13 protein-coding genes are annotated in these 16,653 nt (G+C 48.7%); 1 reads left to right on the top strand and 12 read right to left on the bottom strand.

Features of this window, described 5'->3' with window-relative positions; all coding sequences use genetic code 11:
- Positions 1-3 precede the first annotated feature (3 nt).
- The 12 genes from ATH33_RS02120 to ATH33_RS02065 form a co-directional block, all read right to left on the bottom strand.
- Positions 4-1,101, bottom strand: coding sequence for a D-alanine--D-alanine ligase (locus tag ATH33_RS02120; protein ID WP_037993549.1), 1,098 nt, complete (start codon positions 1,099-1,101; stop codon positions 4-6).
- A gap of 20 nt (positions 1,102-1,121) precedes the next feature.
- A complete protein-coding gene (gene yihA, locus ATH33_RS02115) occupies positions 1,122-1,718 on the bottom strand; it encodes a ribosome biogenesis GTP-binding protein YihA/YsxC (protein WP_037993550.1) in 597 nt (198 codons plus the stop codon).
- A complete protein-coding gene (gene lon / locus ATH33_RS02110; protein WP_037993552.1) occupies positions 1,699-4,047 on the bottom strand; it encodes an endopeptidase La in 2,349 nt (782 codons plus the stop codon). Before lon ends, yihA begins: the two co-directional genes overlap by 20 nt.
- Positions 4,048-4,189: 142 nt before the next feature.
- On the bottom strand, positions 4,190-5,851 hold the full coding sequence (lonB, locus tag ATH33_RS02105; RefSeq protein WP_037993553.1) for an ATP-dependent protease LonB: 1,662 nt from the start codon (positions 5,849-5,851) through the stop codon (positions 4,190-4,192).
- A 122-nt stretch (positions 5,852-5,973) separates the two neighbouring features.
- Positions 5,974-7,092, bottom strand: coding sequence for a lipid II:glycine glycyltransferase FemX (locus ATH33_RS02100; protein WP_231564566.1), 1,119 nt, complete (start codon positions 7,090-7,092; stop codon positions 5,974-5,976).
- A 172-nt stretch (positions 7,093-7,264) separates the two neighbouring features.
- Complete coding sequence (gene clpX / locus ATH33_RS02095; protein ID WP_121873999.1) at positions 7,265-8,530, bottom strand: ATP-dependent protease ATP-binding subunit ClpX; 1,266 nt, start codon at positions 8,528-8,530, stop codon at positions 7,265-7,267.
- 17 nt (positions 8,531-8,547) lie between these two features.
- On the bottom strand, positions 8,548-9,132 hold the full coding sequence (gene clpP, locus ATH33_RS02090) for an ATP-dependent Clp endopeptidase proteolytic subunit ClpP (protein ID WP_037993559.1): 585 nt from the start codon (positions 9,130-9,132) through the stop codon (positions 8,548-8,550).
- Positions 9,133-9,211: 79 nt separating this feature from the next.
- The gene (tig, locus tag ATH33_RS02085; protein WP_037993561.1) at positions 9,212-10,510 is read right to left on the bottom strand and encodes a trigger factor; all 1,299 of its coding nucleotides are present in this window, start codon (positions 10,508-10,510) and stop codon (positions 9,212-9,214) included.
- A gap of 420 nt (positions 10,511-10,930) precedes the next feature.
- A complete protein-coding gene (locus ATH33_RS02080; RefSeq protein WP_037993563.1) occupies positions 10,931-11,863 on the bottom strand; it encodes an NAD(P)H-dependent flavin oxidoreductase in 933 nt (310 codons plus the stop codon).
- Positions 11,864-11,915: 52 nt separating this feature from the next.
- Positions 11,916-12,248, bottom strand: coding sequence for a hypothetical protein (locus ATH33_RS02075; protein ID WP_231564560.1), 333 nt, complete (start codon positions 12,246-12,248; stop codon positions 11,916-11,918).
- 25 nt (positions 12,249-12,273) lie between these two features.
- Positions 12,274-14,010, bottom strand: coding sequence for an ABC1 kinase family protein (locus tag ATH33_RS02070; RefSeq protein ID WP_037993565.1), 1,737 nt, complete (start codon positions 14,008-14,010; stop codon positions 12,274-12,276).
- Positions 14,011-14,067: 57 nt separating this feature from the next.
- Entirely contained in the window at positions 14,068-14,964 is an 897-nt protein-coding gene (locus tag ATH33_RS02065; RefSeq protein WP_037993567.1) for a R2-like ligand-binding oxidase, read from the bottom strand.
- 176 nt (positions 14,965-15,140) lie between these two features.
- Between ATH33_RS02065 and ATH33_RS02060 the strand changes: the two genes are divergently transcribed.
- A complete protein-coding gene (locus ATH33_RS02060; protein ID WP_121873998.1) occupies positions 15,141-16,613 on the top strand; it encodes a LuxR C-terminal-related transcriptional regulator in 1,473 nt (490 codons plus the stop codon).
- Positions 16,614-16,653: the final 40 nt, after the last annotated feature.

Genomic DNA, 16,653 nt, shown 5'->3' with positions numbered 1-16,653 from the left:
TGCTTAAAGGTCAAAAACAGTTTTCAAATTGGATTTTTCCTCATAACGCTGAAGTGCCAACTCAATCAGTTTGGAAATTAATTCCGGATAAGAAACCCCCGAATGCTCCCACAATTTCGGATACATGCTGTAAGGCGTAAAGCCCGGCATGGTGTTAATCTCATTGATCAACACTCGGCCGTTGTCTTTGCGGATGAAAAAGTCCACCCGCGCCAGGCCGCTGCAATCAATGGCTTTGTATGCCTGAATCGCCAGTTGCCGGACCTTGCCGGTTGTCTCTTCCGGAAGTTCGGCCGGAATCCGCATCACGGATTTCCCGTCAATATACTTGGCTTTATAATCATAAAATTCATTGGAAGATACGATTTCCCCCGGCATGGAAGCTTGCGGTTCATCATTTCCCAACACGGCCACTTCCACCTCATGCGCGGGAATAAACTCTTCCACAATCACCTTCCGGTCATATTGGGCAGCCAACTGCAAAGCCTCCGTCAATGCTTCACGGTCTTTTGCCTTGGAAATCCCCACACTGGAACCCAGATTGGCCGGTTTGACAAAGCAGGGATAGCCAAGCGCTTGTTCCACTTTTTCGATCACGCTCTCGATGTCTTTCTCAAGCTCTGACTTCAAGAAATAAACATATTTGCCTTGCGGAAGACCCTCTTGTTCAAACACTTTCTTCGCCAACACTTTATCCATGCCGACAGCCGATGCCAACACCCCGGCTCCGACATAAGGAATCTGTGCCACTTCCAACATGCCCTGAATGGTCCCGTCTTCACCGTATGTGCCGTGCAAAACAGGAAACACCACATCCACTTCATGCGGGGCAAACGCAGGCAAGGTTCCGCTTCCTTTGGACACAAGCGCCGGCAGATGGTTTTGCAATTGCTCGCAAACTTCTTTTTCAAGCGTGCCGGCAATGGCGGGAATCGCTTTTTCCCCGAAATGCCATTGTCCTTCATGCGAAATCCAAACGGGAATCACTTCGTATTTGTCCCGGTCAATCGCCTGGATCACGGATGCGGCCGAATTTAAAGAGACTTCATGCTCCCCGGATCTTCCTCCGAACAAAACCGCAACACGAACTTTTTTCTCCATTCTCCCACCCTTTCTTCCGTCTAATCCTGATTTGCGTTCACTTGTTCCTCAATCAAGTTCCACAACCGCTCTTTACCATATGCAGTTTGCGCGGAAAAGAGAAGGAACGGATCTTCTTTTTCCATATTCAAAGTTTCCCTGATGATCTTGGCATGCTTTTGCCATTTTCCCTTCGGAACTTTATCTGCCTTGGTGGCCACGACCCATGTCGGGATGGAATAATACGTTAAAAACTCGTACATATTCTGATCATCTTTCGAGGGTGGGTGTCGCAAATCAACCACTTGGATCACCGCCTTGAGCGGTTCCCGTTTCAGCAAATAAGTTTCCATCATTTTTCCCCACTGTTTTTTCATCGCTTTCGGAACGCGCGCAAATCCGTATCCGGGAACATCCGCAAAATAAAAAAGGTCATTGATCCGGTAAAAATTGATGGTTTGGGTTTTCCCAGGTTTCGAACTGGTACGCGCCAGATTTTTTCTTCTGATCAGACAATTGATGAGCGATGATTTACCCACATTGGAACGCCCGGCCAGAGCAATCTCCGGCAGGGCGTCATCGGGGTATTGATCCGGTTTCACCGCACTGATCACAAACTCAGCTTTCTTCACCAGCATAAGGATCCCTCACTAACGCCAACCGCAACACTTCATCCATGTGCTCCACCGCGGTAAACTCCAATTCTTTCCGCACGCTTTTGGGAATGTCTTGGAGATCTTTTTCATTGTCCTTGGGGATCAACACATGTTTGATGCCCGCCCGGTGGGCACTTAACGATTTTTCCTTCAATCCGCCAATGGGCAGCACCCGTCCGCGCAAGGTGATTTCCCCGGTCATCGCCACAAAACGGGAAACCGGAATTCCGGTCAATGCGGAAACCAAAGCGGTGGCCATGGTAATTCCGGCTGAAGGGCCGTCTTTGGGAATGGCTCCTTCCGGAACGTGGATATGAATGTCATGTTTCTCATGGAAAGACGGATCAATGTTCAATTCCTTGGCGCGGGAACGGATGTAACTGAATGCGGCTTGGGCCGATTCTTTCATCACGTCTCCCAATTTCCCCGTCAATGTGAGCTTTCCGTTTCCGGGCAACAAGGAGACTTCCACGGACAACGTGTCCCCGCCCGCTTCCGTCCAAGCCAGGCCGGTCGCAATCCCGACCTGATCCTTTTCTTCCGCCCGTCCGTAACGGAAACGCTCCGGTCCCAAATATTTTTCCAAATTATTGGATGTAATGACCACTTTCTTTTTCTTGCCGGAGACAATTTGTTTGGCCGCTTTCCGACACAAGGTTCCGATCGTTCTTTCCAGATTCCGGACGCCGGCTTCCCGCGTGTAGTTGCGGATCAATTTCAACAATGCCCCCGACTGGATTTGCATGTTTTCTTTGGTCAATCCGTGTTCTTTTAACTGTTTGGGGAACAGATGGTCTTTGGCGATATGCTCTTTTTCAATTTCTGTATAGCCCGAAATGTATAAGACCTCCATCCGGTCAAGCAACGGACGGGGAATATTGTGGATCACATTGGCCGTGGTGATAAACATCACTTTGGACAAATCATACGGAATCTCGATGTAGTGATCGCTGAATGCCTGGTTTTGGTTCGGATCCAAGACTTCCAAGAGCGCGGAAGCCGGATCACCTCTGAAATCCATGGACATCTTGTCAATCTCATCCAGCAAAAAGACCGGATTGGTGCTTTGTGCTTGTTTCATTCCCTGAATGATCCTGCCCGGCATGGCACCGACATAAGTGCGGCGATGTCCGCGAATCTCCGCCTCATCCCGCACGCCTCCCAATGAGACACGGACAAAATTCCGTCCCAGCGCACGGGCAATGGAACGTGCCAAGGAAGTTTTTCCGACTCCCGGCGGGCCGGCCAGACAAAGAATGGGGCCTTTCATTTTCTTGACAATTTGCTGCACAGCCAGGTACTCAAGCACCCGTTCCTTTACTTTTTCCAATCCGTAATGGTCCTCGTCCAGCACTTTTTCTGCTTTCTCCAGGCTGAGATCGTCTTCGGTTTCATGAAGCCACGGCAAATCCAATAACCAATCAATATAATTGCGAACCACACCGCCTTCAGCGGAACTGGTCGGGATTTTTTCCAAACGGTCAATTTCCTTGTCAATCTTTTCTTTGATCTCTTCAGGCGCTTTTAGCTCGGACAGTTTTTGCCTCAATTCTTCCACTTCGCCCATGCGCCCTTCTTTTTCTCCCAGTTCCTTTTGAATGGCTTTCATTTGCTCACGCAGATAATATTCTTTCTGCGTTTTTTCCATCTGTTTTTTGACCCGGGAGTTGATCTTTTTCTCCAACTCCAGAACTTCTTTTTCATTATGGATGAGTGACAACAATTTCTCGAGACGTGCTTGAACGTTCAACGTTTCCACAATCGTTTGCTTATCTGCAATCTTCAGCGGAAGATGCGATGCGATGATATCCGCCAGCCGTCCCGGTTCATCAATATCCGCCACGACCGAATACGTTTCCGGCGAAAGCTTTTTGGACAAGCGCAGGTATTGTTCAAAATGCTCCAACACAGCGCGCATCAGAGCCTCCGTATCCAGGCCGTCTTCTTCTTCTTCTGCCAATTCTTCATACCGGACGATGTAACAATCTTCATCATCCATGTATTCAATGATGCTTGCCCTTTTCAAACCTTCCACAAGCACCCGGATGGTGCCGTTTGGCAGCTTCAACATTTGACGAACCTTTGCAATCGTACCGGTCCGGTAGATATCGTCTTCGGTGGGTTCCTCTATTTGAAGCTCCTTTTGCGTTGCAAGCAAAATCAAATTTTGGTCGTCCACCATTGCCTTTTCCAATGCTTGAACCGACTTTTCTCTTCCTACATCCAAATGTAAAACCATGGTGGGAAATACAACCAAACCTCTCAATGGCAAAAGAGGCAATACATGTTGTTCCCCTTCTTTTACAGCCATACATGCACCTCCGTTGCTGTCAACACAAGGAACAGGATGCCAGCTTTGTACGATTTTATCTTATTCATTCTCTTTTGTCTACGACACGAGGGCAACCGCCGGAAGCCGCCCGCAGCCGGACAAAAACATTCTGCATTCCTTATTATACCGGAGCAGAAGTGGGTGAAAAGAGAACCGGCATCTCCACGGATTTTTCCCGGCCAAAAGCAAGTTCAAAAACCGTCTCAATGCGTTCAACAGGAATGACTTCAATCCCTTCCAACTGCATAAAAATCGACTGCATGTTTTCTTTGGGAATCAACACTCTCTCGGCTCCTGCCTGCTTGGCGGCTTCCACTTTGGCAATGATGCCTCCCACGGGCTTCACATATCCGTGAATGCTTAATTCTCCGGTCATGGCCATTTTGGGGTCCATCGGAATGCCTTGAATGGCGGAATAAATTGCCGTTGCCATGGCGATTCCCGCTGAAGGGCCATCCACCGGCACACCACCGGGAAAATTGATGTGCAAATGGTAATCATCCGGTTGCAACCTCATTTTTCGCAGAACCGTCATCACATTTTCCACCGAACCCCGGGCCATGCTTTTCCGCCGCAGTGTCCGCTGCCGGTTGGCCATTTCCTCTTCTTCAACCACTCCTGTAATCCGGACGGTTCCTTGATCTTTTGCTGCGCGGGTTGCCGACACTTCAATTTCCAAAGTCGCCCCCATGTGCGGTCCGAGAACGGCCAATCCGGTGACGAGCCCCACTTGTGCTTTTTCCGGCATTTTCAATTCCGGCCGCGGATTTAACTGACTGCTGTTTACAACCCATTCCACGTCACGGGCTTCCACCCGGTTGCGCTGTTCACTCAATGCCACGCCCACTGCGGTTTGGACAATATTCACCGCATCGCGCCCGTTCATCGCATAACGCATGATCACCTGAACGGCTTCCGGGCTGTAATCAAAATGAATCCTCTTCAAGGCGTCGGTGGCAATTTTCTCGATTTCATGCGCCAACAGCGGTCGAAAAAAAATCTCCATGCAGCGTGACCGGATGGCCGGAGGAATTTCTTCAGGAGGTCGTGTGGTTGCACCAATGAGGCGAAAATCAGCCGGCAAACCGTTTTGGAAAATGTCATGAATATGCCGGGGGGTATTGGTGTCTTCTTCATTGTAGTAGGCACTTTCCAAAAACACCTTGCGGTCTTCCAACACTTTTAACAGTTTGTTCATTTGCACGGGATGCAATTCCCCGATTTCATCAATAAACAACACCCCGCCATGCGCCTTGGTCACCGCTCCCGGTTTGGGTTGGGGAACCCCGGCGACTCCCATGGCTCCGGCTCCCTGATAAATCGGATCATGCACGGAGCCGATCAAAGGATCGGCAATGCCCCGTTCATCAAAGCGGGCCGTGGTCGCATCGATTTCAATGAACTTGGATTTTTCATTAAAGGGAGAGAAACGGTTCTTTTTCGCCTCCTCTAAAATCAAGCGCGCAGCCGCGGTTTTCCCGACTCCGGGCGGCCCGTAAATCAGGACATGCTGTGGATTCGGCCCGCACAACGCCGCCTTTAACGAACGAATGCCCTCTTCTTGTCCGACAATGTCCTCCAGTTTGGCCGGCCTGGTTTTTTCCGCCAGGGGTTCGGTCAAAGAGACCTCGCGCATCGACCGGAGCCTTTCCAATTCTTTCCGTGATTCTTTATTCACCGCACTGCGGCTGGATTGTTGGCTTTTTAACAAACTCCAGAAATAAATCCCGATAATGATGGAGAAAAACACTTGTAAAAACATAAGTAAAGAAGTCCAGCTCATAGGCCCCTTCCTTTCCTCCCTGCAATTTGGACAGACATCGTCCGCTTTTTCTGTATTATGACCGCAGGAGGAAAGGGATACTCATGCTTTTGCAATAGCCAAAAAGCACCAAAACCTTTGCATCAACGACTTTTCATGTACATGTCAAAAGCCCAGTGCAGCATCGGGATGACCGGGTAATCCCACTCTCCCATAAATTGACAGGCTTCTCCGCCAAAGCCCATTTTAAATTGCAGCAACTCAAATAACCGGTTGTTTTCATCCAAAACCGTGGAAATTCCCCGGAAATCAAAAATGGTGTCGCCATGCCGGTAAGCATCCTGAATCATCTTCCAACGCAACAAGTACGCGGACGGATCCTCGTACGAATCACTACGCCGTGCATTGTACAAATCCCATGTATGCCCGTCCACTCTCACAGCCAGCGAGGCGCTTAACAACTGATTGTCTTTTCGTGCCAAATAAAGCCGGATCCGGTAAGGATTTTCCAATATCAATGTTTCAAACATTTTTTCAAAATAAGAAACATCGCGGACATTGGATTGTTCCCTTTTGGCCGTCAACGAGAGCAACTTGTGAAACTCCGGCAAATCGTTTTCAGTTCCCAAGTTGACATGCACTCCGCTGTTTTCCGCTTCCCGGATCCTTTGTTGCCAATCCGGATGGAAACCCGAAAAAATCTGTTCCAACGATTTTCCTTTCATGTTCAGGCGAAAGACAAACTGTGGTTGCACGGTGTCGAAACTGTCTTCTCCGCCGTTTTGTCTCCATCCCATCTCCACCAGTTCCTGTTTTACATACTCCACCGCATTAAAGACCTGATCCGGCAAAATGTCGGTCAAACGTTTATTTTTCAATCCATGGGATTTAAATTCCTGAACAGCTTGGGAAATCCGGTTCGCAGACCACTTTTTGCTGACAAGCGGCGGATCCATTTTCACGGAGAATACATTACGGTTTTTCAAATGGTGAAACAAAGGATGGAACCAGTCGGTCAGGGAATAACTTGAAAACCAATCGATCATCGGTCCTCGGGGTATGTATGCCAAATATTTATTTAATCCGGGTACCTTCCTGTATAATACAACAGCTCCGCCCACCAATTTGCCGTCTTTTGTCACCCATCCCAAAAATTCATGTATCCATTTCCATTCGGATTTCAAGTCCGCCCAAGACGGGTACTGTAAGAAATTTCTGTAAGGTTGTGTCTCAACGAAATCCAGAAATTTTTCTCGCTCCACTGAAACGATTTGTAACAAATTTCCTCACCCCTTTGTTAATCGAAAAAGCAGCTCTACCCGCAACGTAGAACTGCTTCTAATTCGATCAGAAACTACTACATTTTAACATATCATGAACCATAGAAAAAAGCATCTGCTATTTCTTCAGCAGATGCCCAAATCCCATTGTTCCTCAAGCAGATTCTTCTTTTTTTGTCGTAATGACGCGCCCTTCACTGGTATAGAGTTTCGGGCTTCCTCCTTGCACCACCGTGTCCTTGGTGATGACACATTTGACGATATCATCGCGCGAAGGCAATTCAAACATGACATCCAACATGATGGACTCGATGATCGCCCTGAGTCCCCGGGCACCCGTTTTGCGCTTGATGGCCTCTTTGGCAATGGCCTCCAGCGCGTCTTGTTCAAAGGACAATTCGACATTGTCCATTTCCAACAGTTTTTTGTACTGTTTCACCAGTGCATTTTTGGGCTCGAGCAAGATGCGCACCAGCGCTTGCTCATCGAGCGGTTCCAATGTAGAAATGACCGGAAGCCTTCCCACAAATTCCGGAATGAGACCAAACTTCAAGAGGTCTTCAGGCAACACCAGCTTCAGATATTCGCCCGGTTTCATGTTGACGTTTTGCTGATCCATTCCAAAACCGATCACTTTCTTGCCGATCCGCCGTTTAATGATCGTTTCCAATCCGTCAAAAGCGCCCCCGCAAATAAACAAGATGTTGCTGGTGTCAATTTGGATGAACTCCTGATGCGGGTGTTTGCGCCCTCCTTGCGGTGGCACACTGGCAACGGTTCCTTCCAAAATCTTCAGCAACGCCTGTTGGACACCCTCACCGGACACGTCACGGGTGATCGACGGATTTTCAGATTTGCGGGCGACTTTGTCGATTTCATCAATGTAGATGATTCCGCGTTCCGCTTTTTCAATATCGTAATCCGCCGCTTGGATCAATTTGAGCAGGATGTTTTCCACGTCTTCCCCGACATAACCCGCTTCCGTCAGCGACGTCGCGTCCGCAATCGCAAACGGGACATTCAGGATGCGGGCCAATGTTTGGGCAAGGAGGGTTTTCCCGCTCCCCGTCGGCCCCACCATCATGATGTTGCTTTTTTGCAGTTCAACATCATCGGATTTCTGCGAAGAATTGATCCGTTTGTAGTGGTTGTAAACCGCAACGGACAATGCTTTCTTCGCTTCTTCCTGACCAATGACGTATTCCTCCAGAATGGAGCAGATCTCCTGTGGTTTGGGCAAGTTTTGCAAATCAATTTCTTCTTCATTGCCCAATTCTTCTTCCACGATTTCATTGCACAATTCAATGCATTCGTCACAGATATATACACCAGGTCCGGCGACCAGCTTGCGCACCTGATCCTGGGATTTTCCACAGAAAGAACATTTCAATTGTCCTTTTTCTTCATTGAACTTGAACATCTTCTCTCTCACCCCTTTCAACGATTGGTGGCCATCACCTGATCCACGATGCCGTATTCCTTGGCCTCTTCGGCACTCATGAAATAATCGCGGTCCGTGTCCCGGGCGATCTTGTCAATCGGTTGCCCCGTTCTTTCAGACAAGATCCGGTTGATTCTCTCTTTGGTCTTCAGGATCCAGTCTGCATGAATTTTTATGTCTGTCGCTTGTCCCCGGGCGCCTCCCAACGGTTGGTGAATCATCACTTCGCTGTTTGGCAGCGCCAAGCGTTTCCCTTTCGCACCGGCGGCCAGCAAAAAGGCTCCCATGCTGGCGGCAAGGCCGACGCAAATGGTGGAGACTTGCGGCTGAACATGATTCATGGTGTCGTAAATCGCCATTCCGGCGGTTACGGAACCACCTGGTGAATTTATGTACAAATAAATGTCTTTTTCCGGGTCTTCCGCACTCAAAAACAGCAATTGGGCAACAACCAAATTGGCCACATTATCATCGATGGGGCCTCCCAAAAAGATAATGCGGTCTTTCAACAGTCTGGAATAGATATCGTAGGAGCGCTCTCCCCGATTGGTCTGTTCTACCACCATTGGCACCAAAGGCATTAAAAACACCTCATTTCGGAGTGAAAAATTTGAAAAACAAGGCACGTTTTCACGTGCCTCACTTCATCTCCTATCATCATTATGCCTTATTTTTACTGTTCGATACAAGTAGATCGATCGTTTTCTTCATGCGAAGTTGATCCTTCACGGAATCAAGGGCACCTTGATTTTCCAGAATGCGGCGAACTTCATCCGCTTCGCGGCCCATTTCCTCAGCCATTTGTTTGATTTCTTCTTCTACTTCTTCATCTTTGACTTCAATTTGCTCTTCTTTGGCAATGGCTTCCAAAACGAGATCAGCGCGAACGCGTTTTTCCGCATCTTCTTTGAACTGGTCTTTTAACGCTTCTTGATCCTGGCCGGTGAATTGCGCATAGGTTTCCAGGTTCAAGCCTTGATACATCAAGCGTTGTTCAAATTGGCGCAACATGTTTTCCGTTTCGTTTTCAATCATCACTTCCGGAATTTCCACCGTTGCATTTTGCGCCGCTTTTTCCACCAGCTCATTGCGGATGAAGTTTTCTTTGTCTTTTTCCGCTTTTTCTTTCATGTTTTTCTCGATGTCGGCTTTCAATTCTTCCAGCGTGTCAAACTCGCTGACATCTTGAGCGAATTCGTCATCCAGCTCCGGCAGGTTCATGCGTTTAATTTCATGAAGTTTCACTTTGAATGTAGCCGGTTTTCCTTTCAAATCTTCAACATGGTATTCTTCCGGGAAGGTGACTTGAATTTCTTTTTCTTCTCCGGCTTTCATGCCGATCAGCTGGTCTTCAAAACCGGGGATAAACGTTCCGGAACCGACTTCCAGCGTGTATTGTTCCGCTTTACCGCCTTCAAAAGGTTCTCCGTCGACAAATCCTTCAAAGTCAATGATCACACGGTCGCCTTTTTCCACGGCTCCTTCTTCCACCGGTTCCAATTGACCTTGTTGTTTTTGCATGCGTTCGAGTTCTTTTTCCACATCTTCGGGTTTCACGGCGAATTTTTCTTCGTCCACTTCCACTTCCAACCCTTTATACTCGCCGAGTTCCACTTCCGGCTTTACGGTCACCGTCGCCTTGAAGATCAACGATTTGCCTTTTTCCAGTTGCTCAATGTCGATTTCCGGACGGTCCACCGGCACGATTCCCGTTTCTTCCACAGCTTCTTCATAAGCTTTGGGCAGCAGGATATCGAGGGCGTCCTGATACAACACTTCGACACCAAACCGCTTTTCGAAAATGGCACGCGGCACTTTCCCTTTGCGGAATCCGGGGACATTCACTTGTTTGACCACTTTTTTAAACGCTTGATCCAGTGCGTCTTGAACCGATTGCTCATCTGTTTCGACCGTAAGGATACCTTTGTTTTTTTCTGTTTTTTCCCAGCTTGCCTTCATTACACAGTTACCTCCTGCATCACAAATCTATCATATGGTATGATCAGTCCGATTCACTAGTATCGCTCCCCGCAATAACCACTTCATTATAACACAGTAAAGCAACTTTTCAATAAACATCCATGAACAGGAAAAAAGCCCCTATGAACCCGGGGAACTTACTATTCATCATTATGTATCCCATACCAACAGCCACTATGTTAAACCATGTGATCTCATCTTGTAAAGAAGATCAACAATTAACTATAAATATTCGTTTCATCTTTTCCATTTCCTCTTTTTATCCGTGATCCCGGGACAAAAAATGCCGGACAGCCCGGATGGCATCGAATGAACGACAACCCCCGCGGTTATCCGGGTCGGCCCGGACATAAAATACATCAGGTGGCTCTTGTGAAAAGAGCCACATTCCCTTTCTTTTTAAGAGATTTTTCCAACCGCTTCCTCGTATTCCCGCTTCAGCTCCGCCACCACTTCCTGAACGGTTTGGACTTTCCGGATCTGACCCACTCCGTGGCCGGCCGACCAAATGTCTTTCCATGCTTTGGGACCGGTTTCATTCATTTTGGAGAAATCGACGGTTCCCTTTTTCTCCAAGTGCTCCGGATCCAAACCGGCTCTTTCGATGCTCGGTTTCAAATAGTTGGCATTGACACCGCTGAATGCGTCGGTGTAGATGATATCATCCAAGTCTGACTCAATCAGCATGTTTTTGTAATCTTCACTGGCCAAACTTTCAACCGTCGGAATGAAACGCGTCCCCATGTAAGCGAGATCCGCTCCCATTACTTTGGCTGCCAGGATATCGCGGCCGTTGGAAATACTTCCGGCCAGAATCGTCTTTCCGTTCCAAAATTTGCGCACTTCACCAATGAACGCAAACGGGTTGATCGTCCCGCCATGCCCCCCTGCGCCGGAACAAACCAGAATCAATCCGTCAACACCGGCAGACGCGGCTTTTTTGGCATGAGGCAAAGTGCTCACATCCGAAAACACCAATCCGCCGTATTCGTGCACAACATCCACCACGGGCGCCGGATTGCCGAGGGACGTGATCACAATGGGCGGCTTGTATTTTTGGATCGCTTTCAAATCTTCCTCATATCTCCGGTTGGTCCGGTGCACCACCAGGTTGACCGCCCAAGGGGCCACGGTTTGGTTTTTTTCCAATTCTTCGATGGATTCCGTAATTTTTTTCATCCAAACATCCAAATCTTCGGACGTCCTTGCATTTAACAAAGGAAATGAACCGACGATTCCGGCTTTGCAACACTCGATCACCAATTCCGGGCCGGATACCAGAAACATCGGCGCTGCAACCACAGGCAAAGTTAATTGTTCCAAGTTTGGCATGTTTCATCGCCTCCTCTTCTACATCTTACCCGAATCTGAAAATATTTTCAGCCTAAACGTAAGGTTTTATTTTTTCTGTTAATTTTTTAATTTCCGTTTCCAAGTTTTTGATCTTTTCTTCCAACTGTAAAAGCTGTTGTTGCTTTTCTGAACGCCCCGTCCTCCACTTTTGAATCCGCTCAAACAAGAGCAACAGGCTGGGATCATGCATAACCGTCCAGATGACCGCATCCTCAAACGTTTCTTTCCTTCCCGGCATTCCGTGGTCTTTTCCGTTTCGCAAATGTTCATCCAAGAGCTTTTCGATTTTGCTGTTGTTTGGGCCGCCGGATTGCCGGAAGAAAGCTTCGATTCGCTCTTCCATGGTCATTTTGCGCTCTTTCAACGCCATCCCCCTTCCCGTCATCCCGTCAAGCTCTTTTGGAACGGAACACTCTCCATAACAGGTAAACACTCAGCGCCGATGCCCCCCACAGCATTCCTTGCATCAACCATTTGATCGACTGGACTGACTGCATCCATTCATTTCCAAAAGCAAGAAAAACTGCCGATCCCACGAATAAGCCGCTTGCCAGCCAAGCCAACGCCATCCGGTTGACCATCTTGTTCATTTGCCGGACCAAATGATCATCGGTCCGGTTTTCCACCACCACTTTCCAGTCATTCCACGCAAGCCGCTCCAGGATTTTGTTCAGCCTGCGCGGCAAAGTGCCGGTCAGCTTCGCCACTTCACTGATCCAACTGGCATTGGCCCGGTAGTTAAACCTCCGCGACAACCAGCTTTTCAAGATTTGCACATCGGCCGATTCCACAACCGTGTGGTAACTGATTTCCGGGCACAACCACCGTGCCGTCCCTTCTGCGGCCGTGAATCCTTTTGCCCACAAAGCCATGGCATTGGGAATGCGGCAATGGTTTTTCACCCCGATCACAATCGCCTGGATCAAGAGATTCCCCCAATTGTATTTGCCCGCCTGATCACTGTTCACATAGTGCACAAAATGGGAACGCAACTGATCTTTTAAGCGGATCGGATCGGTGTAAGGCGTCGGTTGGATAATATCCAAAACGGCTTCCGCCGCATCTTCCGCCTGATTCAAGCGGGTGTGAAGCAACATGCGGAAAATGGCTTCGGTATGGAGGGAATCCACCCGCCCAACCATTCCCCAGTCAATCACATACGCCTTTTTCGTGTGCTTATCGATCATGATGTTGGAACCGTGCGGATCACCATGATAATATCCTTCGGAAAACGTTTTGACATAATAATGGGCCAAATCGACCATCCGCATAAACCGTTCTTCAAACGTGAGAAAATCCACCGGAAATTCTTTGAGATTCCAACCGTCCACATACTCCATCACCAGGACATTTTTTGAAACCTTGTACACTTCGGGGACGGAAATGGTCTCAAAATCCTTCATCATCTCCCGGTGCTCTTTCATGGTCCGGGCTTCGGCCAGCATGTCCAGTTCGTTGGTCGAACTGCTGTAATAATCACGGACCAACCCGTTTAAATCCACTGAAGCTGCGTATGGGGGAGGGAGCCTTTTTTGCAACCGGCCGGCAAATTTTTGGATGATGGAAATATCGATTTCAAACAGTTTGTCCACGATGGGGCGGACCACTTTGACGGCACAAACCCGTCCATCCTTTAATTGTGCACGGTACACTTGGGCCAATGAAGCGGATCCGACCGGTTCCGGGTCAATCCACTCAAACTCCTTTAATCCTTCCGGAAGCCCGTCTTCCATCACCGCGGCCATATAGCGGAAAGGCATGGGAGGAACTTCGTTTAACAACTCCGAAAGTTCCGTCGTCACCGGCTCGGGAATGATTTCCTGCCGGGAAACAAGAACTTGTCCCAGTTTGATAAAAGTGGGACCCAGTTCCTCAAAAACCATCCGCAGCCGGCGTCCGAACCGGTGCAGTTTTTCTTCTTCTTCCCGGGTCCGCTTTTTAAAAAACAGCCGGAACAACCCGCGGTCTTCCAACAAGTGAAGCAACCCGTGCTTGGCAAAGATTCCGGCAATGGTGCGATACCGTTGACTTCTCGTGATTTTCAAACGCATTTCAAGAATTTCCCGCCTCGCCTGATCCAACTCCAAATCCGAAACCTCTTTCGCCGACACGACGGACACACCCATCCCCCCTTCCAAAGATTAAGACAGGCGGACACCGGGTCCGCCTGATCCAATGCAAAATTATTCATCCGTCAAGCCGACATCTTTTTCGCTGATGGAATAAATTTCATCCGGCGTTTTTCCGCGCGCCCGCCGGAGCACTTCCATGCGTGTTTGAAACTGTTTCATTGCAAAAGCAACAATGTCATCTTTTTTGAGATCAAACGGAAACGGATCCATCGTACCGAAGATTTCATCCACCACACCAATTGCATGCGGAAGCAGCAACTCCATCCGTTTGACAACCACATCCCATATGTGATCATGCTCTGAAATGAGCCGCTGCAAAAGATAGCTCCCGTAACTGATATGCCGGGCTTCGTCTCGTTTCAAATTCGTAACGGCTTCAAACATCCCGGGCATGGCCAGTTGTCCCTGGAGAGCGGTATAAAATGCATGATAACCGGATTCGGCCAGGATTCCTTCCACCACCATGTTATAAGTAACCGAAGCTTCCGCCTGCGCTTCCGGTGACGGATCATCAATCAGACGTTCCATCGCCTGCGGCAGGTACTCGTAAAAAATTTTCTTAAAGTGGCTCTGATGATAAATCGTCAAATCCCCGGCCCCGCCGACCACTTCATCCAAAAACCTCCGGAATACCTCGGTATGTTTCGCTTCTTCAAACAGAAATGTCGTCAAATACAATTCCTCTTCCAAACGTCCTTCCATGGAAATCACCCGGATGAGCGGAAGCAAATCCCGGGTTACTGCTTCTTCCCCCGCCTGAAACATCGCCCCCAAGCGCAGACTCGCTTCTTTTTCTTCATCCGTGAAAGTTTGCCATGTTTCCTTATCTTGGGTAAAATCAATGTCTTTCGGATCCCACACCCCCAGCTTCTTCGCTTTGTGGTATAACCGCATGGGCAAAAGCGAATGATCCAATCCCTTTTCACCGGTTGTTTTCAGTTCCCGCATGATCGATCCCCCCTCAATGAGTCAAACAAGATGTCACCGCTTACAACAAGCCTTCGCGCCCCTCCTTATCGCATCCAACCATTTCAATTAAATGTTATTTTATTTGAAATATTTGGACAATCCCTGATATTCTGGGTTATAATACCCCTAAAACCAAGGTTTTTAGGGGGTTGGCCATGAAAAAAGAGCAACTGCTCGATCTGATCTCCGGCAGATATCCGGAAGGTTTGGCACGTTGGCATTTGAAATTATCCAAGTGGAATGCCCCGGATGAAGAAAAAGCCGCTCTGTCCCGTCTTTTCTCTTTCCTGCTTGATCACCTGGATCTCGCACTTTCCGACGAAAGCGCTTTGATGAGCCGGTTGCAACAATGGATGATGGATGAAACGCCGGTCGCTGATCCGAACCATTGGTTTTTTGCCGTCGGATCCCTGGAACAAATCCTCATGGAATTCGTCATGGAATCGCAAGATTCTTCGTTTGTCCAACAGGCCTTTCACAAGATCCACACACTGTGCATGAACATCAACCAAGCCCTGATGCAATGGCCGTTTTTGACACTCCGCGCTTTCGATTCTCCCCGCATCCGGTCTTATTCCCCATTGGTTGAACTGCTGCAAGGATTAAAAATCCGGCCGGATGTCCGGTGGAACAAAATAGCGGTGCTCACTTCCGAAGGAAAAGTCCTGGACCTGGCCGTTCACCACCCGCGGAACAACCGTTGGGTTGCGGCATACCCCACGGACAGACAAACTTTATTTGTCCGCCGCATCCTCCAAGGAAAAGACCGGGGATTCACCGAACCCGTCAACCAACATCTCTCACTGGCCATTTCGGGCAGCAAAAATGCTTTGTCCCGGTCTTATGCCCGGGAAATTGCGGGTTGGATCCGGCACGCCCTGCGGTTTTCCCGACAATATACCAGCGGCCCGTTATATGACACCCTCCGGCAATATGAAGCGATTCTGGAATTTGATGACACGTTGCTTTCCACCAGCGGCGTCAAGGAAACCTTGCTCACCAGCATGAAACAAATCTGCCGCCTGACCGGCTTTCAACGCAGCGCCTTTTTTTGGTACTATCCCTTATTAAAAAAGGTGGAAGGCATCTGCTCGTATAATGTGCCATTGGAAGAAATCCAACGGATTCATGAGTCCGAACAAAATGTGCCCGGGATTTCCAAATTGTTCGATGTCAAACGCCCCGTGTATTTCCGGCAGGTACACCATCTGCTGCCAAAACATCACATCCGGCATTTCCGTTTGACTTCCCTTTTGGTCGCTCCTTTATATGAAGAACACCATCATGTCACCGGCGTGCTTTTGTTGGACCAGAACGGACAACAATTTGACGTTTCACAAACCACCATCGAAATCATCCGCTCCCTGTTGACCCGCGTGTCCCGGAATTTACGCACCAAACTTTATGCCAACGCGTCTCCCCTTCAACTCTCCTCCCCGCTCACCCACCGGGAAAAACAAATTCTCCGGTTCAGCGCCAACGGATTAAGCACCAAACAGATCGCCGCCAGACTGAAAATCAGCGAACACACCGTAAACGAATATATCCGGTCGGTCTTTAAAAAGTTGCACGCCAAAAACCGGGCCGAAGCGGTTGCCAAAGCCCTGCGCCAACGGTTGATCAAATAAAAAGGACGGTTGAGCTGCGGGTTCAACCGTCCTTTTCTCA

The organism is Thermoactinomyces vulgaris, from assembly GCF_003688725.1.
In the GTDB taxonomy this organism is placed as follows: Bacteria; Bacillota; Bacilli; order Thermoactinomycetales; family Thermoactinomycetaceae; genus Thermoactinomyces; species Thermoactinomyces vulgaris.
Note: the sequence above shows the minus strand (reverse complement) of the source record. Positions and strands in the feature narration are given on the sequence as shown.

Excerpts from the sequence above, each read along its gene's own strand:
- ATH33_RS02070 (WP_037993565.1), bottom strand. The coding sequence starts at position 14,010 with ATGGGTGTGTCCGTCGTGTCGGCGAAAGAGGTTTCGGATTTGGAGTTG.
- ATH33_RS02080 (WP_037993563.1), bottom strand. The coding sequence starts at position 11,863 with ATGCCAAACTTGGAACAATTAACTTTGCCTGTGGTTGCAGCGCCGATG.
- yihA (WP_037993550.1), bottom strand. The coding sequence starts at position 1,718 with ATGCTGGTGAAGAAAGCTGAGTTTGTGATCAGTGCGGTGAAACCGGAT.
- ATH33_RS02120 (WP_037993549.1), bottom strand. The coding sequence starts at position 1,101 with ATGGAGAAAAAAGTTCGTGTTGCGGTTTTGTTCGGAGGAAGATCCGGG.
- lonB (WP_037993553.1), bottom strand. The coding sequence starts at position 5,851 with ATGAGCTGGACTTCTTTACTTATGTTTTTACAAGTGTTTTTCTCCATC.
- lon (WP_037993552.1), bottom strand. The coding sequence starts at position 4,047 with ATGGCTGTAAAAGAAGGGGAACAACATGTATTGCCTCTTTTGCCATTG.
- clpX (WP_121873999.1), bottom strand. The coding sequence starts at position 8,530 with ATGTTCAAGTTCAATGAAGAAAAAGGACAATTGAAATGTTCTTTCTGT.
- tig (WP_037993561.1), bottom strand. The coding sequence starts at position 10,510 with ATGAAGGCAAGCTGGGAAAAAACAGAAAAAAACAAAGGTATCCTTACG.
- ATH33_RS02060 (WP_121873998.1), top strand. The coding sequence starts at position 15,141 with ATGAAAAAAGAGCAACTGCTCGATCTGATCTCCGGCAGATATCCGGAA.
- clpP (WP_037993559.1), bottom strand. The coding sequence starts at position 9,132 with ATGCCTTTGGTGCCAATGGTGGTAGAACAGACCAATCGGGGAGAGCGC.
- ATH33_RS02065 (WP_037993567.1), bottom strand. The coding sequence starts at position 14,964 with ATGCGGGAACTGAAAACAACCGGTGAAAAGGGATTGGATCATTCGCTT.